Origin of the sequence: Bifidobacterium hapali (assembly GCF_002259755.1) — a bacterium.
In the GTDB taxonomy this organism is placed as follows: domain Bacteria; phylum Actinomycetota; class Actinomycetes; order Actinomycetales; family Bifidobacteriaceae; genus Bifidobacterium; species Bifidobacterium hapali.
Genome location: NZ_MWWY01000033.1, coordinates 1 through 17,715 on the forward strand (window position 1 = coordinate 1; position 17,715 = coordinate 17,715).

Here is a 17,715-nt window from a genome sequence, read left to right on the forward strand (position 1 = left end):
GTCATGATGCCGCCCCCGCCGTCGCACACGAGCACGTCCGGTGGCGCGATGCGCGCCATCAGGCTCTGCCACGCCGCCGACCGTTCGCTTTTGGCGATGTGCCAGCCGATCACGTGCCCGTCGGCGATGGCGATCAGCACCACGGCGTCGCGGTGCAGGTGAATGCCGTCCACATGCACCACGTGATGCACCTCGTCCACCAGGGGCACCGGCGGCCACAGGCCCCACATCAGCTCGCACCGGCGGCGCAGCGTGCGGGAGGGCAGGTCGTGCTCGGCCTGCGACCGTTTGGAAAACAGCCAGTCCAGTCCGCACCGCAGGTCACGGGCCCTGTTGTCGCGCGACTGGGTGCGCGAGCTCCCGCAGCCGGCGTCCCGGCACCGCCACCTGACCCGCCCCGAGCTTGTTCTTCCGTTCCGTTTCATCGGCTCGCCGCACACGGCGCAACTGGGTGTGTTCATCCACCCAATCTGCCACGCCAACTCGAAAGCCGCTCAACCGTTGTCCCGAAAGGCCTCACAGCCTGTTCCGGACACACATTCTGGCCGACTTCAAGTTCCCCGCCCATACAACTCGAACAGGGGAAACGCCCACTGCCACAAAGGAAAGCGAGCCAAAACAGACACACATTTTGGCCTATAACCCACATTTTGAGAGATGTGACACGTCTGCGGAGCCGTGAGGGCGGAAACCCGGTGGGTTTCCAGTAGGCGACGCCGAAGACGACCGGTAGGGAGGATGAGGGAATGTGACAGTGTGAGGGCGGGTCGCAGTGCGACACGCCCGAACTCCTTAAGGCTATGCCTAGTGGCATAATAAACAAGTTGCCTGATTTGGGCTCGCACATTGGAATCAAAAAAGCGAGCGCGGAGCGGGACTTCATGCAAATGAAGCGACGCATGCCGCGCACTGATGTGGTTTGACCACAAAGAACGCCTCGTATTGAGGTGTGTCTTGCTGCGGTCAGATCCCCGGTGCCCTTGAAGCAGGCTGGAAACCAGTACACGAATCGCTAGAAAGGGCGGACGGCAATGGCGGGACAGAAAATCCGCATCAGGCTTAAGTCCTATGACCACGAGGTCATCGACCAATCGGCGAAGAAGATCGTCGAAACGGTGACGAACGCGGGCGCAACTGTGGTTGGCCCGGTTCCGCTCCCGACCGAGAAGAATGTCTTTGTTGTTATTCGTTCTCCTCACAAGTACAAGGATTCTCGCGAGCACTTCGAGATGCGCACTCATAAGCGCCTCATCGACATCGTGGACCCGACCCCGAAGGCCGTGGACTCCCTGATGCATATTGATCTGCCCGCGGATGTCAACATCGAGATCAAGCTGTAAGGGAGGAGGGAACCACTATGACTTCACAGAGAGGCAGCCACAAGGCTCTGCTGGGCAAGAAGATCGGCATGACTCAGGTCTGGGACGAGAATGGTTTCTTTGTCCCTGTCACCCTCGTTGACGTGTCCACCAACGTGGTGACCGCCGTCAAGTCCGAGGAAACCGACGGCTACAAGGCCGTGCAGATTGGTTTCGGCCAGATCGATCCCACCAAGGTGACCAAGCCGCTTGCTGGCCACTTTGCTAAGGCTGGCGTCACCCCGCGTCGTCACCTCGTTGAGGTGCGCACTGAGGATGCCGCTGACTATCAGCCCGGTCAGGAGCTGAGCATCGACTTCTTCCCGGAAGGCTCTGAAGTCGACGTCACCGGCACCACCAAGGGCAAGGGCTTCGCTGGCACCATCAAGCGTTGGGGCTTCAAGTCCTACCGTCGTTCCCACGGCTCTCACAAGAACGAGCGCCGTCCCGGTTCTGTCGGCGCATGCGCGACCCCGGGTCGTATTCTCAAGGGCAAGCGTATGGCTGGCCGCATGGGTCATGTGACCGCGACCGCTCAGGGCTTGACCGTTATGTCCGCTGATGCCGAGAACAGCATCCTCGCCATCAAGGGCGCGATTCCGGGCCCGAAGGGCGGCATCGTTCTCGTCCGCACGGCAGTGAAGTAAGGGGAGTCTGATCAATCATGGCAAACGTTACTCTGAACGTGTCTGACGCCCAGGGCACTACCACCGGCACCGTTGAGGTTCCGGCTGAGATCTTCGGCCACACTGCTGAAGAAGTCACTGCTCGCGTCCCGCTGATCCACCAGGTCGTTGTGGCCCAGCTTGCGGCTGCTCGCGCTGGCACCCACGCCACCAAGACTCGTGGCATGGTGTCCGGTGGCGGCAAGAAGCCGTGGAAGCAGAAGGGCACTGGTCGTGCTCGTCAGGGCTCTATCCGCGCTCCGCAGTGGTACCACGGTGGCACCGTGTTCGGCCCGCAGCCGCGCGACTACTCGCAGCGTACCCCCAAGAAGATGAAGGCCGCAGCTCTGCGCTACGTGCTTTCTGATCGTGCTAACGCCGGTCGTATCGCCGTTGTGGACTTCGGTATCACCGATACTCCGTCCACCAAGGCTGCTATCGCCGCGCTGACCCCGATCACCGAGAACAAGTTCACCACTGTGGTGTTCTCCCGCGACAACATCAACGAGTGGCTGTCGGTGCGCAACATCCCGACCGTTCACCCGATCTTCGCGGATCAGCTGAACACCTACGATGTGGTCACGGCTCAGTATGTGGTCTTCACCAAGGATGGCCTTGATGCTTTCCTCGCTGGCAAGACCGAGCCTGCTAAGGAGGCCTGATCAGTATGGTCGCTATTCACAAGCCCGCACACGACATCATCCTCAAGCCTGTCGTTTCTGAGAAGAGCTACGCGCTCTCCGATCGTGGTCAGTACACCTTCGTGGTGGCCCCGAACGCAAACAAGGTGCAGATCAAGCAGGCTATCGAAGAGATCTTCAAGGTGAAGGTGACGAACGTCAACACCCTCAACCGTGACGGCAAGCGCAAGCGTTCCCGTTACGGCTTCGGCCAGCGTGTTTCTCAGAAGCGCGCGATCGTGACCGTGGCTGAGGGCCAGACGATCGACATCTTCGGCAACTGAAGGCTAGCCGAGAAAAGTTAAAGGAAGAACTATATTATGGCTATCCGCGTTTATAAGCCGACGACTGCAGGCCGTCGCAACGCTTCCGTCTCGGATTTCTCCGAGCTGACGCGCTCTACGCCTGAGAAGTCGCTGGTTCGCAAGCTCACTAAGACTGGCGGCCGTAACTCCTACGGTCGTATGACCTCCCGCCATCGCGGCGGCGGCCACAAGCGTGCCTACCGTCTCATCGATTTCCGTCGTTGGGACAAGGACGGCGTGCCGGCAACGGTCGCTCACATTGAGTACGACCCGAACCGTACCGCTCGCATCGCGCTGCTGCACTACGCCGATGGTGAGAAGCGTTACATCATCGCTCCGGAAGGCATCAAGCAGGGCGACCGTATTGAGACCGGCGAGAACGCCGATATCAAGCCGGGCAACAACCTGCCGCTGAAGAACATCCCGACCGGTACCGTTGTGCACGCGATCGAGCTCAAGCCGCTGGGCGGCGCTAAGATCGCTCGTTCCGCTGGTGCTGCCGTTCAGCTCGTCGCTAAGGATGGCGCTTACGCTCAGCTGCGTATGCCGTCTGGCGAAATCCGCAACGTCGACGCTCGCTGCCGCGCAACCGTTGGTGAGGTCGGTAACTCCGATCACGCTAACGTCGAGCTCGGTAAGGCTGGTCGTGCTCGCTGGATGGGTAAGCGTCCGTGGACTCGTGGTGAGTCCATGAACCCGGTTGACCATCCGCACGGTGGTCGTACCCGCGGTGGTAAGCCGCCGGTGTCGCCGTGGGGCAAGGGCGAAGTTCGTACTCGCCGTCCGAAGAAGGCTTCGAACAAGATGATTGTTCGTCGTCGTCCGAATGGTAAGAACCGCAAGTAAGGGAGTGTCGAGTAGATGACTCGTAGCATCAAGAAGGGCCCCTTCGTCGACGCCCACCTGCAGAAGAAAGTCGACGAGCAGAACGAGAAGGGCACCAAGAACGTCATCAAGACGTGGTCCCGTCGTTCGATGATCACCCCTGATTTCATCGGACACACGTTCGCTGTTCACGATGGCCGCAAGCATGTCCCGGTGTTTGTCACCGAGGCTATGGTCGGTCACAAGCTCGGTGAGTTCGCCCCGACCAAGACCTTCAAGGGTCATGTGAAGGACGACAAGAAGGCCCGCCGCTAAAGGATAAGGAATAGAACATGGAAGCTAAAGCAATCGCTCGTCACGTCCGCGTGACGCCGCGCAAGGCTCGCCGCATGGTCGACCTCATCCGCGGCAAGCAGGCGACCGAAGCCGTCACCATTCTCAAGTTCGCTCCTCAGGACGCGTCCGTTCCGGTGCGCAAGGTCCTCGAGAGCGCTATCGCCAACGCTCGCGTCAAGGCCGACAAGGCCGGCGAAGCGTTCCGCGAAAACGATCTGGTCATCAAGGAGACGTACGTGGACGAGGGCGTAACCCTCAAGCGTTTCCGCGCTCGTGCTCAGGGCCGTGCTGCTCGTATTAACAAGCGCACTTCCCACATCACGGTCGTTGTCGCTACCAAGGAAGGAGCCCGCTAAAGATGGGTCAGAAGATCAATCCCTTTGGCTATCGTCTGGGCATCACTGAAAACCATCGTTCCAAGTGGTTCTCCGATTCCAACAAGCCTGGCGAGCGCTACAGCGACTTCGTCCTTGAGGATGACAAGATCCGTAAGGAAATGAACAAGGACCTCGAGCGTGCAGGTGTGTCCCGCATCGTGATCGAGCGTACTCGTGACCGCGTGCGTGTGGATATTCACACCGCTCGTCCGGGTATCGTGATCGGTCGCCGTGGCGCCGAGGCCGAGAAGGTCCGTGCCAAGCTCGAGAAGCTCACCGGCAAGCAGGTCCAGCTCAACATCTTCGAAGTCAAGAACGCCGCGCTGGACGCCCAGCTCGTCGCTCAGGGCATCGCTGAGCAGCTGACCAACCGCGTGACCTTCCGTCGTGCAATGCGCAAGGCTCAGCAGGACGCTATGCGTGCTGGCGCTAAGGGTATCCGCATCAAGCTCTCCGGCCGCCTCGGTGGCGCGGAAATGAGCCGCTCGGAGTTCTACCGTGAGGGTCGCGTTCCGCTGCAGACCCTGCGCGCCCTGATCGATTATGGCTTCTTTGAGGCCAAGACCACCTACGGCCGTATCGGCGTCAAGGTGTGGATCTACAAGGGCGACATGACCGAGAGCGAGTTCGAAGAGCAGCAGGCGCAGCAGAACAACCGTCCGGGTCGTCGTGGCGGCGATCGTCGCCCGCGTCGTGGCAACCGCAACGCCGCAGCACAGCAGCAGGCCGAGGCCCCGAAGGCCGAGACCGCCGCCGCTGAGGCTCCTGCCGCAACGGAAACGAAGGAGTGAACTGATGCTTATCCCGAAGAGGACTAAGTACCGCAAGCAGCATCGTCCGGTCCGCTCTGGCATGTCCAAGGGCGGCAACGAGATCGCATTCGGCGATTTCGGTATTCAGGCGCTTGCGCCGGCCTACGTGACCAACCGTCAGATTGAGGCTGCGCGTATCGCCATGACCCGTTACATCAAGCGTGGCGGTCGTGTGTGGATCACGATCTTCCCGGATCGTCCGCTGACCAAGAAGCCGCTGGGCACCCGAATGGGTTCCGGTAAGGGCACTCCGGAGTTCTGGATCGCCAACGTGCGTCCGGGCCGCGTGATGTTCGAGATCGGTGGTGTTTCCGAGGATGTCGCTCGCGAGGCTCTGCGCCGCGCAATCGACAAGCTCCCGATGAAGTGCCGCATTATCGCTCGTGAAGGTGGTGATATCTGATGGCAGTCGGTACCGCTGAATATGCAATCAAGAATCTGAACGAGAAGACCAACGAGGAGATTGAAGGTTTCCTCAAGAAGTCGAAGGAAGAGCTGTTCAACCTGCGCTTCCAGCACGCGACCGGTCAGCTCGACAACACTGCCCGCCTCAAGGCGGTCAAGCACGACATCGCCAGAATGTACACCGTTCTGCGCGAACGTGAGCTCGGCATCAGCCAGGCGCCCGAGGCATCTGATACGAAAGCTGAGGAGAACTAATGGCTGAAGAGCGTAACTTCCGCAAGGTTCGTCGCGGTTACGTCACGTCCGAAGCAATGGACAAGACGATCACCGTTGAGCTCGAATCTCGTTCGACCCACCCGCTGTACGGTAAGGTCGTCCGCAAGACCAAGAAGGTCAAGGCCCATGATGAACACAACGACGCGCATATTGGCGACCTCGTGAGTATTATGGAAACTCGGCCTCTGAGCAAGACCAAGCGTTGGCGTCTCGAAACCATTATCGAGCGCGCTAAGTAACAAGTTCGGCAAGGCTCCGCGAGTCACCCCGCCCATGCTCGTACAGGTGGGCGGGGTGCTTGGGGAGAACCAGCTCGGCTAAGGAGAATCAATGATTCAGCAGGAAACGCGGCTTCATGTCGCCGACAACACGGGTGCGAAGGAACTCCTCTGCATTCGCGTGCTCGGCGGATCGAAGCGACGCTATGCCGACCTAGGCGACGTGATCGTCGCCTCCGTCAAGGACGCGATCCCTGGCGGGTCGGTCAAGAAAGGCGACGTGGTTAAGGCCGTCGTCGTTCGCACCGTCAAGGAGCACCGTCGTGTGGATGGCTCCTACATCAAGTTCGACGAGAACGCCGCTGTCATTCTCGGCTCTGGCCGTGAACCGAAGGGCACTCGTATCTTCGGACCGATCGCTCGTGAGCTGCGCGACAAGCGCTTCATGCGTATCGCGTCCCTCGCTCCGGAGGTGATCTGACATGGTAGCCAAGATCAAGAGCGGTGACCTCGTCAAGGTCATCCGCGGCAAGGATAAGGGCAAGGAAGGCAAGGTCACTCGCGTGTTGGCCGACGATCGTCTGATCGTCGAGGGCGTGCAGATTGTTAAGAAGCACGTTCGCGCCACGCAGCAGGGCCAGCAGTCCGGCATCGTCTCCGTCGAGGCTCCGATCCATCGCTCTAACGTGATGCTGATCGACCCGGAGACCAAGCAGCCGACCCGCGTTGGTGTCGTGGTGAAGGAAGAGGCTCGTGACGGCAAGGTGAAGACCGTGCGTGTGCGCGTGGCCAAGAAGTCCGGAAAGGAGCTGGCATGACCGATACGACCGTTGAGGCGCCGGCAACCCCCCGCCTGAAGCAGAAGTACAACGAGGTCATCATCCCTGAGCTCGAGAAGGAGTTCCACTACTCCAACCCGATGCAGGTGGCCCGCATCCAGAAGATTGTTGTCTCTATGGGTGTCGGTGCCGCAGCTCGCGACTCCAAGCTCATCGAAGGCGCAATCAAGGACCTCACTCTGATCACCGGTCAGAAGCCGAAGGTCACCAAGGCTAAGAAGTCTGTCGCGCAGTTCCACCTGCGTGAAGGCCAGGCCATTGGCGCATACGTCACCCTGCGTGGCGATCGTATGTGGGAGTTCTTGGATCGTCTGCTGACCCTCGCGCTGCCGCGTATCCGCGATTTCCGCGGCATCAACGGCAACCAGTTCGATGGTCAGGGCAACTACAACTTTGGTCTCACTGAGCAGTCCATGTTCCACGAGATTGATCCGGATTCGATCGATCACCAGCGTGGTATGGACATCACTGTGGTGACCTCCACCAAGGACGACAAGGAAGCCTCTGTGCTGTTAAAGCACCTCGGTTTCCCCTTCAAGGAGAACTGATATGGCAAAAACCGCTCTGAAGAACAAGGCGGCCGCCAAGCCGAAGTTCAAGGTGCGCGCTTACACGCGCTGCCAGGTTTGTGGTCGTCCTCACTCCGTCTACCGCAAGTTCGGCCTGTGCCGCATCTGCCTTCGTGAGAAGGCACACCGCGGTGAACTGCCCGGCGTTACGAAGTCCAGTTGGTAAACATCGACGCTGAAGGTCCGCGGCCCGATCGCCTGAGCTTGAGCAGTTGTCTCGGCCAGGCGTGAGGGCGGCGGAAACCATAGCGAGAAAGGGCAACAAGCCCAAATGACAATGACAGATCCTATCGCAGACATGCTTACGCGTCTGCGTAATGCGAGCGCGGCTAAGCACGAAACCGTGGACATGCCGTACTCCAAGTTCAAGGCGAACATCGCCGAGATCCTGAAGCGTGAAGGCTACATCAAGGACTTCGCTGCTAAGGAAGCCAAGGTTGGACAGACTCTTGAGGTCACCCTCAAGTACGGTCCGAACGGCGAGCGTTCCATCCAGGGCATCAAGCGTATTTCCAAGCCGGGCCTGCGTCGTTACGCTAAGTCCGATGCGCTGCCAATGCCGCTCGGTGGTCTCGGTATCGCTATCATCTCGACCAGCTCGGGACTGATGACTCAGAAGGAATGCCTCGATCGAGGCATCGGTGGCGAAATCGTCGCCTACGTGTGGTGAGAAAGGAGAGCTAGATCATGGCATCGCATATTGGTAAGCTCCCCGTCACCATCCCGGCTGGCGTGGAAGTCACGATTGACGGTCAGAACTTTGCAGCTAAGGGTGCGAAGGGCTCTGACTCCTATGTTCTTCCTGAAGGCATCTCCGCTGTCGTCGAAGGCAACGAGATCGTCCTCACCCCGTCCGATGATCTGCGTCCGACCCGTGCTAAGCACGGTCTGGCTCGTTCTATCGTTGCCAGCATGGTCAAGGGTGTGCACGATGGCTACGCTAAGACCCTGCAGATCGTTGGTACCGGTTACCGCGCCACGCTTAAGGGCAAGAGCATTGAGTTCGCTCTCGGCTACTCCCACACCATCACGGTGAACCCGCCGGAAGGCATCGAATTCGAGGTCCCGAACGCCAACACGGTGATCGTTAAGGGCACCGACAAGCAGGTCGTCGGCCAGGTCGCTGCGAACATTCGCAAGCTGCGTGCTCCGGAACCCTACAAGGGCAAGGGCATCAAGTACGCTGACGAGCATATCCTGCGCAAGGCTGGAAAGGCTGGTAAGTGATATGAGCGTTAAGATTTTCGGCAAGGGCAAGAAGTTCTCGCTCAAGCGTCGTCACGCCCGCATCCGCAAGCGCATTTCCGGTACTCCGGAGATGCCACGTCTCGTGGTCTCCCGTTCCAACCGTCACATGGTCGCTCAGATCGTTGACGACACCAAGGGCATCACCCTCGTGTCTGCTTCGACCCTGACTGCTGACTTTGCCGGTTTCGAGGGCACCAAGAGCGAAGCGGCCAAGAAGGTTGGCGAGCTCGTGGCTGAGAAGGCCAAGGCTGCTGGCATTCAGGCCGTCGTCTTCGACCGTGGCGGCAACAAGTACACTGGTCGCGTCGCAGCTGTCGCTGAAGGCGCCCGTGAGGGAGGTCTGGCACTGTGAGCGACGAAACTCAGAAGGAAACCCAAGTGGCTGAAGAAACTCAGAACACTGAGGCGGCTGAGACCAACAACGCGAACGAGGATCGTAAGTCCCGTCGTGGCCAGCGCGGCGAAGGCCGTCGTGGCGAGCGTCGCAACCGTCGCGAAGAGAAGCAGGGCGATGAGCTGCTCGACCGCGTGGTGACCATTAACCGTGTGTCCAAGACTCACAAGGGTGGCCGTACGTTCAGCTTCGCCGCTCTCGTGGTTGTCGGTGACGGCAACGGCACCGTCGGTGTTGGCTACGGCAAGTCCCGCGAGGTTCCGGCCGCTATCGCTAAGGGCCAGCTCGACGCTAAGAAGCACATGTTCTCTGTCCCGCGCGTCCGCGGCACTGTCACCCACCCGGTGATCGGTCACGACGCTGCTGGCACCGTTCTCCTCCGTCCGGCTGCTCCGGGTACCGGCGTTATCGCCGGCGGTCCGGTTCGCGCCGTCATGGAGTGCGCCGGCATCACCGATGTCCTGTCCAAGTCGATGGGCTCCGCCACCGCCGTGAACATGGTTCGCGCCACCGTGGCTGCCCTCAAGCAGCTTGAGGACCCGGAAGAGATCGCGGCTCGCCGTGGTCTGGCCCTCAACGAGGTTGCTCCGGACGCCCTGCTGCGTGCTCGTGCCGCTGGCATCGACGAGGCCCGTAAGGCTCGTGAAGAGGCTGCGGCTGCCGCTCAGGCTCAGCAGAAGGATGGTGAGTGATAGATGGCTAACCTGAAGATCACCCTGCATCACGGTCTAGTAAACCGTACGCCCAAGCAGCGCGCCACCGTGCAGACTCTTGGTCTGCGCAAGATCGGCCAGAGCGTTGTCCTTGAGGACAACAAGAGCACTCGCGGCATGATCCTGACGGTGCGCCACCTGGTCACCGTCGAGGAGGTCGACTGATTATGGCAGAAGAAGAAACCACTATCCTGCAGATGCACGATCTGCGTCCGGCTCCGGGCGCCAAGAAGGACCGCATCCGCGTGGGCCGCGGTGAAGGCTCCAAGGGTAAGACCTCGGGCCGTGGCGACAAGGGTACCAAGAAGCGTTACCAGGTTCGTCCGGGCTTCGAAGGTGGCCAGCTGCCGCTGTACATGCGCCTGCCGAAGCTCCGTGGCTTCAAGAACCCCTTCAAGCAGGAGTTCCAGGTCGTGAACGTGGCTGCTCTCGCTAAGCTCTTCCCGGAAGGCGGCGAAGTAACCGTTGCCGACTTGGTTGACAAGGGTGCTGTGCGTGCAAACCAGCCGGTGAAGGTGCTGGGCGATGGTGAACTGACCGTCGCACTCACCATCAAGGGCGTGAAGGCTTCCGCATCGGCTAAGGCCAAGATCGAGGCTGCTGGCGGTTCCATCTCCGAGGACTGATCTCGGGCACGGATTACCGCTCTGTAATACGAATGATGACCCCCGTCCGCGATTTGCGGCGGGGGTCATTCGTTATATTCATTCGTTATATATGGACAATATGAACTGTTACCGGGGGCAGTGGTAGACGCTGTACGCTAGACTCGTCGGTTAGAGTCTGTCCGGACGGGTGCGCAAGGGGCGCACATATGGAAAGGAACCCAGGTGAGGACGTTAATCCAGGCCTTCCGTACCAAAGAGCTACGAAACAAGATACTGTTCGTTTTCGGCATGATCATCATCTACCGTATCGGTTCGTTTATTCCGACACCGGGTGTTGATTACAAGATCGTGCAGCAGTGCGTTGGCACGATGAAGACCGCTTCCGAGAACTTCATTGGTCTGGTCAACCTGTTTTCTGGCGGCGCTATGTTGCAGCTGTCAATTTTCGCGCTGGGTGTTATGCCGTACATCACCGCGTCCATTGTGGTGCAGCTGCTGCGCGTGGTCATCCCTCGTTTCGAGGCACTGCACAAGGAAGGTCAGTCCGGCGAAGCTAAGCTGACGCAGTACACGCGTTACCTCACCATTGGCTTGGCTGTGTTGCAGTCCACGACGATTCTGGTGACGGCTCGTTCCGGCGCGCTTTTCAACTACCAGTGCTCGCAGGTGATTCCGGACGGTGCTGTGTGGAACTTGATCGTTATGGTGTTGATCATGACCGGTGGCACCGGCTTGATCATGTGGATGGCTGAGTTGATTACTGATAAGGGTATCGGTCAGGGTATGTCCATCCTTATCTTCATGTCGATCTGCTCGGGCTTCCTGCCGCAGCTGTGGGAGATCGGTTGGGGTACGAATGGCACCGATGGTAACTGGCCGAAGTTTGCGATTGTCGCTGGCGTGCTGCTCGTTATTTTGATCTTCGTTGATTTCGTTGAGCTGTGCCAGCGTCGTATTCCGGTGCAGTACACACGCCGCATGATTGGTCGCAAGATGTACGGTGGTTCGTCGACGTATGTGCCGCTGAAGATCAACATGTCTGGCGTTATTCCGCCGATCTTCGCATCGTCGATTCTTGCGATTCCAACGTTGATTGCACAGTTCGGTTCCACTGACGCCGGCTGGGTGACGTGGATTAACAATAATCTCGCTAACACGACGTCTGTTTGGTACATCGGACTGTACGCGCTGATGATTGTGTTCTTCTGCTTCTTCTACACGGAGATCACGTTTAATCCTGACGAAACTGCTGACAACATGAAGCAGTACGGTGGCTTCATTCCGGGTATTCGTGCCGGTAGCGCAACCAGCCGTTACTTAAGCTATGTGATGAACCGTTTGAACACGGTTGGTGCAATCTACTTGCTGTTCGTGGCTCTGATTCCGACCGTGCTGATCATGGCTTTGCAGTTGAACACGCAGTTGCCGTTCGGTGGTACGACGATTCTGATTATCGCTGGCGTCGGTCTCGATACGTTGCGCCAAGCGAAGGCTCAGACTGAGCAGTTCCAGTACACTGGTTTCCTGCTTGAGAATATTGATCACAAGGAAGGCAAGTAGAAATTCTTCTTGGCTCCCCTGATAGGCGGTCGCTCGATTGGCAGCGGCACGCGCGTGGAGGTGAACAGTCCAGTGGACTGTTCACCGACGGAGCCATCCATTTCTACACACCTACATCACAATAGGAAAAGGAACAAACCAATGCGTCTTCTCATCATGGGCCCGCAGGGCGTCGGCAAGGGTACTCAGGCTGCACTGCTCGCTGAGCACTTTGGTATTCCGGCGATCTCGACCGGTGATATTTTCCGTTACAACATCAAGAACAAGACTGAGCTCGGTCTTGAAGCATTGAAGTACACCGACAAGGGTGAACTGGTGCCGGATTCGCTGACCAACACGATTGTTAAGGATCGTCTGGCTAAGGATGATGCCAAGAACGGATGGATTCTCGACGGCTACCCGCGTAACGCATCGCAGGTTGAGGCCCTCGACCAGATGCTCGCTGAGCTTGGCACTCCGCTCGACAAGGTCGTGGCGCTTGATGCTAACCACGACGTGCTCATGGAGCGTATCGCTAAGCGTGCCAAGGAGCAGGGCCGTTCCGATGATACTCCGGATGCGATTGCTAAGCGTCTGGAAACCTATGCGAAGGAAACCGCTCCGCTGCTCGATATTTACCAGCAGCGTGGTCAGCTTGTTGCCATCGATGGTGTCGGCGAGATCGACGCAATTCAGACCAACATTGTTAAGGCACTCGAAGCCTGAGTAATTTTCGGCTTGTGATGAAAGTGGGCAGCTCAGTTGAGTTGCCCACTTTTTGTATGCGGGGAGGCGAGAATAACTTTGACACGGGGGATTTATTTAGATTGATTGTGGCGGGGTGTGGGATACGGATGGCTCTGTCGGTGAACAGTCCACTGGACTGTTCACCTCCTCGCGCGGTCGCCTGCTGAGCGGGCGACCGCAGCGACACGCCATTGTCGTAATCCCCACTTTCGTGTATATTTGATCGTTGGTGTGTTTTCGGACATGCTAACGGTAATTGTCCCGAGGAACGGATAACGAGGCTCATGGCAAAAGACGGTGTGATTGAAGTCGAAGGTCAGGTAGTGGAAGCGCTGCCGAACGCGATGTTCCGCGTCGAACTTGAGAACAAGCACATCGTGCTCGCCACGATCTCCGGTAAGATGCGCAAGAACTATATTCGTATTCTGCCGCAGGATCGCGTTGTGCTCGAAATGAGCCCGTACGATCTGAACCGCGGACGTATTACGTACCGCTATAAGTAAAGGTACAAGTAAAGGAAAACCATGAAGGTCAGCCCTAGTGTGAAGAGGATCTGCGAAAACTGCCGCGTGATCCGTCGTCACGGCCGCGTCATGGTGATCTGCACGAACCCGCGCCACAAGCAGCGTCAGGGCTGAGAGCAGATCCAGCGGCACACAACCAAAAATCAGGCGCTGAGTCACAGGCGTGTTTCTCCCGAGAGGCGCGTCTGAACCCTGGGTACGCAGGCCCGGGCCGGGAAACCGGACGACTTGGTGCACGACCTGCGGAAGTATAGAAGGAATCGCAATGGCACGTCTTGCCGGAGTCGACATCCCCAATGAGAAGCGTATCGAGATCGCGCTCACCTACATTTTCGGTGTGGGTCGCACTCGTGCGAAGGAAACGCTTGCCGCGACCGGTATTAACCCGGACACCCGCGTCAAGGATCTGACGGATGAGCAGCTCATCACGCTGCGTGACTATCTTGAGGGTAACTACAAGATCGAAGGTGATCTGCGTCGTGAAATCGATGCGGATATCCGTCGTAAGATCCAGATCAACTGCTATCAGGGCATTCGTCATCGCCGTGGTCTGCCTGTGCGTGGTCAGCGCACCAAGACTAACGCGCGTACCCGCAAGGGTCCGAAGCGCACGGTCGCCGGAAAGAAGAAGGCCACCAAGTAGTAGGTGGTCCAGTCCAAGCCACGGGATGAATAATTCCATCGTTTGGACACACAAATTAGTACGTTACTAGGAAACGAGGGTCAATGGCAGCTGCAAAGCAAGCCGCTCGTAAGCCTGTCCGTCGCCGCGACCGCAAGTCGATCCCGGTGGGTCAGGCTCACATTAAGTCCACTTTTAATAACACGATCATTTCGATCACTGATCCGTCCGGTGCTGTTGTCTCCTGGGCGTCCGGTGGCGACGTCGGGTTCAAGGGTTCCCGTAAGTCCACGCCGTATGCTGCTGGCATGGCTGCTGAATCCGCCGCCCGCAAGGCGATGGAGCACGGTCTGAAGAAGGTCGACGTGTTCGTCAAGGGCCCGGGTTCCGGTCGTGAAACCGCTATCCGTTCCCTGCAGTCCGCCGGTCTTGAAGTCGGTTCTATCACCGACGTCACCCCGCAGGCGCACAACGGCGTTCGTCCGCCGAAGCGTCGTCGCGTCTGAGCCGTCTGAGCACTAGACATACCACATCATCCAACACCGCTTGTCTGGCTGGTGAGTGCACCACCGACCAGAAGCTGAAAGGATAATACAGTGCTTATTGCACAGCGTCCGACACTGACCGAGGAAGTCATTAATCCGCAGCGCTCCCGCTTTACTATCGAGCCTCTTGAGCCTGGTTTCGGCTATACGCTGGGCAACTCCCTGCGCCGTACCCTCTTAAGCTCGATTCCGGGTGCAGCTGTGACTTCGGTGCGTATCTCTGGCGCCCTGCACGAGTTCACTACTCTGCCGGGTGTCGAGGAGGACGTAACCGAGATCCTGCTCAACATCAAGGGTATCGTGCTCACGAGCGAGTACGACGAGCCTGTCGTCATGTATCTGCGTAAGAGCGGCGAGGGCGAAGCTACCGCGGGCGATATCACCCCGCCGGCTGGCGTCACCATCGCAAACCCGGAACTGCACATCGCAACTTTGGCCGAAGATGGCGAACTCGAGATCGAGTTCACTGTCGAGCGTGGCCGTGGCTATGTGCCGGCGCAGATGAACAAGCAGGACAACGACGAGATTGGCCGTATTCCGGTCGACTCGATCTACTCCCCGGTACTGAAGGTGAGCTACAAGGTCGAGGCTACCCGTGTGGAACAGCGCACGGATTTCGACAAGCTCATTCTGGACGTGGAAACCAAGCCCGCCATCTCCCCGCGTGACGCAGTCGCTTCCGCTGGTTCGACTCTGGTGGAGCTCTTCGGCTTGTGCCGTGAGCTCAACACTCAGGCCGAAGGCGTTGAAGTTGGCCCGGCTCCAGTGGCAGAGGAAACCAATCCTGAGATGGCCGTGCCGATCGAGGATCTTAACCTCACCCAGCGCAGCTACAACTGCCTGAAGCGTGAAGGTATCCACACCATCGGCGAGCTGGTTAACCACACCGAGCAGGACCTGCTCGACATCCGCAATTTCGGTATGAAGTCAATCGATGAGGTCAAGGATAAGCTGCAGACGCTTGGTCTGTCGCTGAAGGCCTCCCCGCTGGGCTTTGATACCACCAACCTCGAAGGCGGCACCTTCTACTCGCCTGAAGACGAGTGATTTGTCGTCGTTGACTAATAACCCCGCTGCGCCCGGATGTTCGGGCACATGCCCACCTGTGCGTGGCGGGGCATTCAAGGAGTAATTCATGCTTACACCCAAGAAGGGCCCGCGTCTGGCCTCCAGCCCGGCCCACGAGCGTCTGATGCTCGCGAACATGGCTACCAGCCTGTTCCAGAACGGCCGCATCGTCACCACGCTGCCGAAGGCCAAGCGCCTGCGTCCGCTGGCTGAGCGTCTGATCACTTTCGCAAAGCGCGGTGATCTGCACTCTCGCCGTCGCGTGATGCGCGTCATCCGCAACAAGTCCGTCGTGCACTCCCTCTTCACTGAGATCGCTGAGCAGATGGAACAGCGCGAGGGCGGCTACACCCGCATCGTGAAGATTGCGCCGCGTAAGGGCGATGCCGCTCCGGCTGCAATCATCGAGCTCGTCACCGAGCCGGTTGCGAAGAAGGCTGTCGTGGCTGAGGCTGAGTCCGCTGCTAAGGTTGCCGAGGAGACTGCTGCTCCGGTCGAGGCTACTGCCGAGAACACCGAAGCTACTGAGGCTCCGGCTGAGGCAGCTGCGGCTGAGACTACCGAGGCTCCGGCTGAGAACGCCGAGTGAACTCGCTAGTTGTATAGCATAGCGACTACTGAGGGGTCGAGAATCCGCAAGGGTTCTCGACCCTTTTGTTCTTTCCCCTATATTCCTTCCCATGATGCGGTATTTCACTCATGGTGCGGTAAATAACACATGATGCGGTAAACCAAAACGGCTTAATTCCAAGCTTTTCCCTGCATTGGTCAATTTCGCTTAACCGCATCATGGGCGAATTACCGCACCATGAGGGTAGGGGTGTTCCGGTTGTGATGTGTGTTTGAGACTTTTGTACACTTAATACTCATGAGATTGCGCATTGACTTAGCATATGACGGCGGCGACTTCTACGGCTGGGCAAAGCAGCCAACCTTGCGTACCGTGCAAGGTGAAATCGAGCAAGCAATGCGTACGGTGTTGCGACTGCCGGATGTAGCATCAGGTGCAACAAACACGGCGGATTCTGCGGCAGGTGTCGTGCAGAGTGTTGTGCGCACTACGTCGAATGCTTCAGCCGTAGCGCAGGGACCGCAGGAACAGCAGCAGGAACAGCAGGAACCGCAGAAATCACACGAACTACACGAACCACTCAAATCGCGCGAACCACTCGAACCACACAAATCGCAAGACTTATCCCAAGCAACAGCGCATTCGCAACTCCAGCCGCTACGCCTAGTCGTTGCCGGTCGTACCGACACCGGCGTTCACGCAAGTCATCAAGTTTGTCACGTAGACATCGAAACGGAAATACTCAACCGTTGCGTGGGTCACATGAACGTGCCGCCGATAATCGCGTTCACACGTCGACTGCAGCGCATCTTGCCGGCGGACATTGCGATTCACAATATCAGCGTCGCGCCAGACGGCTTCGACGCGCGTTTCTCCGCGCTCGAACGCACGTATGTGTATCGCATCGCCGATCGCAGCAGTGAAATTGACCCGCGCATGCGTGGGTTTGTATTACATATCGACGACGATCTCGACATTACCGCAATGAACGAAGCCGCCGCGATGACTATCGGCTTGCATGATTTCGGCTCGTTCGCAACGCCAAACCCTGGTGGCACGACGATTCGCGACGTAAAAACTGCATACTGGCGCAGGATTCCCGCTCGCTCGCTCATCGACGACGATATGACAATGGGGGAGCGGTATCGTACGCCGACCGTCGAATCGGGACTGCTCTGTTTTACGATCGTCGCCGATGCGTTCGCACGTAATATGGTTCGCTCGCTGGTCAACGGTTGCGTGCAAGTCGGCATCGGCAAACGATCACTTGACTGGTTCGGACAGAAAATGGCCACGCCGTTGCGCGAAGGATCCACCGGACCGATCGCACCACAAGGACTCACGCTCGAACATATCGCCTATCCGCCCGACGATCAGCTCGCCGCACGCGCCGCAGCAATCCGCGCAAAACGTACGTTGTAGCACTTTCGTAACACATTCGCTCACGTCCGGTAACCGCACGCGACTACGG

At 58.5% G+C, this 17,715-nt stretch carries 31 protein-coding genes; 30 read left to right on the forward strand and 1 reads right to left on the reverse strand.

What is annotated here, in order from left to right; translation table 11 throughout:
* A partial coding sequence (locus BHAP_RS08335; protein WP_420807729.1) for a transposase-like zinc-binding domain-containing protein occupies positions 1 to 461 on the reverse strand: 461 nt, incomplete at its 3' end.
* 570 nt (positions 462 to 1,031) lie between these two features.
* Between BHAP_RS08335 and rpsJ the strand changes: the two genes are divergently transcribed.
* The 30 genes from rpsJ (at position 1,032) to BHAP_RS08485 (ending at position 17,666) form a co-directional block, all read left to right on the forward strand.
* Positions 1,032 to 1,340: a 30S ribosomal protein S10 gene (gene rpsJ, locus BHAP_RS08340; protein WP_003808013.1), complete on the forward strand. Its 309-nt coding sequence runs from the start codon at positions 1,032 to 1,034 to the stop codon at positions 1,338 to 1,340.
* 17 nt (positions 1,341 to 1,357) lie between these two features.
* Positions 1,358 to 2,005 (forward strand): 50S ribosomal protein L3, encoded by a 648-nt coding sequence (gene rplC / locus BHAP_RS08345; RefSeq protein WP_094730266.1) that lies wholly within the window; start codon positions 1,358 to 1,360, stop codon positions 2,003 to 2,005.
* 17 nt (positions 2,006 to 2,022) lie between these two features.
* Positions 2,023 to 2,685, forward strand: coding sequence for a 50S ribosomal protein L4 (rplD, locus tag BHAP_RS08350; RefSeq protein WP_094730267.1), 663 nt, complete (start codon positions 2,023 to 2,025; stop codon positions 2,683 to 2,685).
* Between the two features lie 5 nt (positions 2,686 to 2,690).
* Entirely contained in the window at positions 2,691 to 2,987 is a 297-nt protein-coding gene (rplW, locus tag BHAP_RS08355) for a 50S ribosomal protein L23 (protein WP_094730268.1), read from the forward strand.
* Between the two features lie 36 nt (positions 2,988 to 3,023).
* Positions 3,024 to 3,854 (forward strand): 50S ribosomal protein L2, encoded by an 831-nt coding sequence (gene rplB, locus BHAP_RS08360; protein ID WP_094730269.1) that lies wholly within the window; start codon positions 3,024 to 3,026, stop codon positions 3,852 to 3,854.
* Between the two features lie 15 nt (positions 3,855 to 3,869).
* Positions 3,870 to 4,148 (forward strand): 30S ribosomal protein S19, encoded by a 279-nt coding sequence (gene rpsS / locus BHAP_RS08365; protein ID WP_003814508.1) that lies wholly within the window; start codon positions 3,870 to 3,872, stop codon positions 4,146 to 4,148.
* Positions 4,149 to 4,165: 17 nt separating this feature from the next.
* Positions 4,166 to 4,525 (forward strand): 50S ribosomal protein L22, encoded by a 360-nt coding sequence (rplV, locus tag BHAP_RS08370; protein ID WP_094730270.1) that lies wholly within the window; start codon positions 4,166 to 4,168, stop codon positions 4,523 to 4,525.
* Between the two features lie 2 nt (positions 4,526 to 4,527).
* Positions 4,528 to 5,337, forward strand: coding sequence for a 30S ribosomal protein S3 (gene rpsC, locus BHAP_RS08375; protein ID WP_094730271.1), 810 nt, complete (start codon positions 4,528 to 4,530; stop codon positions 5,335 to 5,337).
* A gap of 4 nt (positions 5,338 to 5,341) precedes the next feature.
* On the forward strand, positions 5,342 to 5,761 hold the full coding sequence (gene rplP / locus BHAP_RS08380; protein WP_094730272.1) for a 50S ribosomal protein L16: 420 nt from the start codon (positions 5,342 to 5,344) through the stop codon (positions 5,759 to 5,761).
* Positions 5,761 to 6,018, forward strand: coding sequence for a 50S ribosomal protein L29 (gene rpmC / locus BHAP_RS08385; protein WP_094730273.1), 258 nt, complete (start codon positions 5,761 to 5,763; stop codon positions 6,016 to 6,018). Before rplP ends, rpmC begins: the two co-directional genes overlap by 1 nt.
* The gene (gene rpsQ / locus BHAP_RS08390; RefSeq protein WP_094730274.1) at positions 6,018 to 6,278 is read left to right on the forward strand and encodes a 30S ribosomal protein S17; all 261 of its coding nucleotides are present in this window, start codon (positions 6,018 to 6,020) and stop codon (positions 6,276 to 6,278) included. Before rpmC ends, rpsQ begins: the two co-directional genes overlap by 1 nt.
* A gap of 91 nt (positions 6,279 to 6,369) precedes the next feature.
* Entirely contained in the window at positions 6,370 to 6,738 is a 369-nt protein-coding gene (gene rplN / locus BHAP_RS08395; RefSeq protein WP_094730275.1) for a 50S ribosomal protein L14, read from the forward strand.
* A gap of 1 nt (position 6,739) precedes the next feature.
* On the forward strand, positions 6,740 to 7,075 hold the full coding sequence (gene rplX / locus BHAP_RS08400; RefSeq protein WP_094730276.1) for a 50S ribosomal protein L24: 336 nt from the start codon (positions 6,740 to 6,742) through the stop codon (positions 7,073 to 7,075).
* Positions 7,072 to 7,644: a 50S ribosomal protein L5 gene (gene rplE, locus BHAP_RS08405; protein ID WP_094730277.1), complete on the forward strand. Its 573-nt coding sequence runs from the start codon at positions 7,072 to 7,074 to the stop codon at positions 7,642 to 7,644. The genes rplX and rplE overlap by 4 nt, the downstream gene beginning before the upstream one ends.
* 1 nt (position 7,645) lies before the next feature.
* Complete coding sequence (locus tag BHAP_RS08410; protein WP_003808046.1) at positions 7,646 to 7,831, forward strand: type Z 30S ribosomal protein S14; 186 nt, start codon at positions 7,646 to 7,648, stop codon at positions 7,829 to 7,831.
* 105 nt (positions 7,832 to 7,936) lie between these two features.
* Positions 7,937 to 8,335, forward strand: a complete 399-nt coding sequence (rpsH, locus tag BHAP_RS08415) for a 30S ribosomal protein S8 (protein ID WP_094730278.1) — start codon at positions 7,937 to 7,939, stop codon at positions 8,333 to 8,335.
* 17 nt (positions 8,336 to 8,352) lie between these two features.
* The gene (gene rplF, locus BHAP_RS08420; RefSeq protein WP_094730279.1) at positions 8,353 to 8,892 is read left to right on the forward strand and encodes a 50S ribosomal protein L6; all 540 of its coding nucleotides are present in this window, start codon (positions 8,353 to 8,355) and stop codon (positions 8,890 to 8,892) included.
* Position 8,893: 1 nt separating this feature from the next.
* Positions 8,894 to 9,265, forward strand: coding sequence for a 50S ribosomal protein L18 (gene rplR / locus BHAP_RS08425; protein ID WP_094730280.1), 372 nt, complete (start codon positions 8,894 to 8,896; stop codon positions 9,263 to 9,265).
* On the forward strand, positions 9,262 to 9,999 hold the full coding sequence (gene rpsE / locus BHAP_RS08430) for a 30S ribosomal protein S5 (RefSeq protein WP_094730281.1): 738 nt from the start codon (positions 9,262 to 9,264) through the stop codon (positions 9,997 to 9,999). Before rplR ends, rpsE begins: the two co-directional genes overlap by 4 nt.
* A gap of 3 nt (positions 10,000 to 10,002) precedes the next feature.
* Positions 10,003 to 10,185, forward strand: a complete 183-nt coding sequence (gene rpmD, locus BHAP_RS08435; RefSeq protein WP_094730282.1) for a 50S ribosomal protein L30 — start codon at positions 10,003 to 10,005, stop codon at positions 10,183 to 10,185.
* A 2-nt stretch (positions 10,186 to 10,187) separates the two neighbouring features.
* A complete protein-coding gene (rplO, locus tag BHAP_RS08440) occupies positions 10,188 to 10,646 on the forward strand; it encodes a 50S ribosomal protein L15 (RefSeq protein ID WP_094730283.1) in 459 nt (152 codons plus the stop codon).
* Between the two features lie 204 nt (positions 10,647 to 10,850).
* Complete coding sequence (secY, locus tag BHAP_RS08445) at positions 10,851 to 12,188, forward strand: preprotein translocase subunit SecY (protein WP_094730284.1); 1,338 nt, start codon at positions 10,851 to 10,853, stop codon at positions 12,186 to 12,188.
* A 141-nt stretch (positions 12,189 to 12,329) separates the two neighbouring features.
* Complete coding sequence (locus BHAP_RS08450; RefSeq protein WP_094730285.1) at positions 12,330 to 12,893, forward strand: adenylate kinase; 564 nt, start codon at positions 12,330 to 12,332, stop codon at positions 12,891 to 12,893.
* Positions 12,894 to 13,198: 305 nt separating this feature from the next.
* Positions 13,199 to 13,417, forward strand: coding sequence for a translation initiation factor IF-1 (infA, locus tag BHAP_RS08455; RefSeq protein WP_003808114.1), 219 nt, complete (start codon positions 13,199 to 13,201; stop codon positions 13,415 to 13,417).
* 21 nt (positions 13,418 to 13,438) lie between these two features.
* Positions 13,439 to 13,552, forward strand: coding sequence for a 50S ribosomal protein L36 (gene rpmJ, locus BHAP_RS08460; protein ID WP_003814578.1), 114 nt, complete (start codon positions 13,439 to 13,441; stop codon positions 13,550 to 13,552).
* 151 nt (positions 13,553 to 13,703) lie between these two features.
* Positions 13,704 to 14,081, forward strand: coding sequence for a 30S ribosomal protein S13 (rpsM, locus tag BHAP_RS08465; protein WP_094730286.1), 378 nt, complete (start codon positions 13,704 to 13,706; stop codon positions 14,079 to 14,081).
* An 83-nt stretch (positions 14,082 to 14,164) separates the two neighbouring features.
* Entirely contained in the window at positions 14,165 to 14,566 is a 402-nt protein-coding gene (gene rpsK / locus BHAP_RS08470) for a 30S ribosomal protein S11 (RefSeq protein WP_033493949.1), read from the forward strand.
* Positions 14,567 to 14,656: 90 nt separating this feature from the next.
* Positions 14,657 to 15,652, forward strand: coding sequence for a DNA-directed RNA polymerase subunit alpha (locus BHAP_RS08475; RefSeq protein ID WP_094730287.1), 996 nt, complete (start codon positions 14,657 to 14,659; stop codon positions 15,650 to 15,652).
* Between the two features lie 88 nt (positions 15,653 to 15,740).
* The gene (rplQ, locus tag BHAP_RS08480; RefSeq protein WP_094730288.1) at positions 15,741 to 16,262 is read left to right on the forward strand and encodes a 50S ribosomal protein L17; all 522 of its coding nucleotides are present in this window, start codon (positions 15,741 to 15,743) and stop codon (positions 16,260 to 16,262) included.
* A 279-nt stretch (positions 16,263 to 16,541) separates the two neighbouring features.
* On the forward strand, positions 16,542 to 17,666 hold the full coding sequence (locus BHAP_RS08485; protein ID WP_244569363.1) for a tRNA pseudouridine synthase A: 1,125 nt from the start codon (positions 16,542 to 16,544) through the stop codon (positions 17,664 to 17,666).
* Positions 17,667 to 17,715 lie beyond the last annotated feature (49 nt).

What these genes read in the sequence shown, in the direction of transcription:
- infA (WP_003808114.1), top strand. Translation starts at nt 13,199, where the DNA reads ATGGCAAAAGACGGTGTGATTGAAGTCGAAGGTCAGGTAGTGGAAGCG.
- rpmD (WP_094730282.1), top strand. Translation starts at nt 10,003, where the DNA reads ATGGCTAACCTGAAGATCACCCTGCATCACGGTCTAGTAAACCGTACG.
- BHAP_RS08410 (WP_003808046.1), top strand. Translation starts at nt 7,646, where the DNA reads ATGGCAAAAACCGCTCTGAAGAACAAGGCGGCCGCCAAGCCGAAGTTC.
- rpsH (WP_094730278.1), top strand. Translation starts at nt 7,937, where the DNA reads ATGACAATGACAGATCCTATCGCAGACATGCTTACGCGTCTGCGTAAT.
- rpmJ (WP_003814578.1), top strand. Translation starts at nt 13,439, where the DNA reads ATGAAGGTCAGCCCTAGTGTGAAGAGGATCTGCGAAAACTGCCGCGTG.
- BHAP_RS08485 (WP_244569363.1), top strand. Translation starts at nt 16,542, where the DNA reads ATGAGATTGCGCATTGACTTAGCATATGACGGCGGCGACTTCTACGGC.
- rpsS (WP_003814508.1), top strand. Translation starts at nt 3,870, where the DNA reads ATGACTCGTAGCATCAAGAAGGGCCCCTTCGTCGACGCCCACCTGCAG.
- rplQ (WP_094730288.1), top strand. Translation starts at nt 15,741, where the DNA reads ATGCTTACACCCAAGAAGGGCCCGCGTCTGGCCTCCAGCCCGGCCCAC.
- rplB (WP_094730269.1), top strand. Translation starts at nt 3,024, where the DNA reads ATGGCTATCCGCGTTTATAAGCCGACGACTGCAGGCCGTCGCAACGCT.
- rplP (WP_094730272.1), top strand. Translation starts at nt 5,342, where the DNA reads ATGCTTATCCCGAAGAGGACTAAGTACCGCAAGCAGCATCGTCCGGTC.
- rpsC (WP_094730271.1), top strand. Translation starts at nt 4,528, where the DNA reads ATGGGTCAGAAGATCAATCCCTTTGGCTATCGTCTGGGCATCACTGAA.
- rplF (WP_094730279.1), top strand. Translation starts at nt 8,353, where the DNA reads ATGGCATCGCATATTGGTAAGCTCCCCGTCACCATCCCGGCTGGCGTG.
- rplE (WP_094730277.1), top strand. Translation starts at nt 7,072, where the DNA reads ATGACCGATACGACCGTTGAGGCGCCGGCAACCCCCCGCCTGAAGCAG.
- rplW (WP_094730268.1), top strand. Translation starts at nt 2,691, where the DNA reads ATGGTCGCTATTCACAAGCCCGCACACGACATCATCCTCAAGCCTGTC.
- rpsM (WP_094730286.1), top strand. Translation starts at nt 13,704, where the DNA reads ATGGCACGTCTTGCCGGAGTCGACATCCCCAATGAGAAGCGTATCGAG.
- rplV (WP_094730270.1), top strand. Translation starts at nt 4,166, where the DNA reads ATGGAAGCTAAAGCAATCGCTCGTCACGTCCGCGTGACGCCGCGCAAG.
- BHAP_RS08450 (WP_094730285.1), top strand. Translation starts at nt 12,330, where the DNA reads ATGCGTCTTCTCATCATGGGCCCGCAGGGCGTCGGCAAGGGTACTCAG.
- rplO (WP_094730283.1), top strand. Translation starts at nt 10,188, where the DNA reads ATGGCAGAAGAAGAAACCACTATCCTGCAGATGCACGATCTGCGTCCG.
- rplR (WP_094730280.1), top strand. Translation starts at nt 8,894, where the DNA reads ATGAGCGTTAAGATTTTCGGCAAGGGCAAGAAGTTCTCGCTCAAGCGT.
- rpsJ (WP_003808013.1), top strand. Translation starts at nt 1,032, where the DNA reads ATGGCGGGACAGAAAATCCGCATCAGGCTTAAGTCCTATGACCACGAG.
- rplD (WP_094730267.1), top strand. Translation starts at nt 2,023, where the DNA reads ATGGCAAACGTTACTCTGAACGTGTCTGACGCCCAGGGCACTACCACC.
- rplC (WP_094730266.1), top strand. Translation starts at nt 1,358, where the DNA reads ATGACTTCACAGAGAGGCAGCCACAAGGCTCTGCTGGGCAAGAAGATC.
- rplX (WP_094730276.1), top strand. Translation starts at nt 6,740, where the DNA reads ATGGTAGCCAAGATCAAGAGCGGTGACCTCGTCAAGGTCATCCGCGGC.
- rpsK (WP_033493949.1), top strand. Translation starts at nt 14,165, where the DNA reads ATGGCAGCTGCAAAGCAAGCCGCTCGTAAGCCTGTCCGTCGCCGCGAC.
- rpmC (WP_094730273.1), top strand. Translation starts at nt 5,761, where the DNA reads ATGGCAGTCGGTACCGCTGAATATGCAATCAAGAATCTGAACGAGAAG.
- rplN (WP_094730275.1), top strand. Translation starts at nt 6,370, where the DNA reads ATGATTCAGCAGGAAACGCGGCTTCATGTCGCCGACAACACGGGTGCG.
- rpsQ (WP_094730274.1), top strand. Translation starts at nt 6,018, where the DNA reads ATGGCTGAAGAGCGTAACTTCCGCAAGGTTCGTCGCGGTTACGTCACG.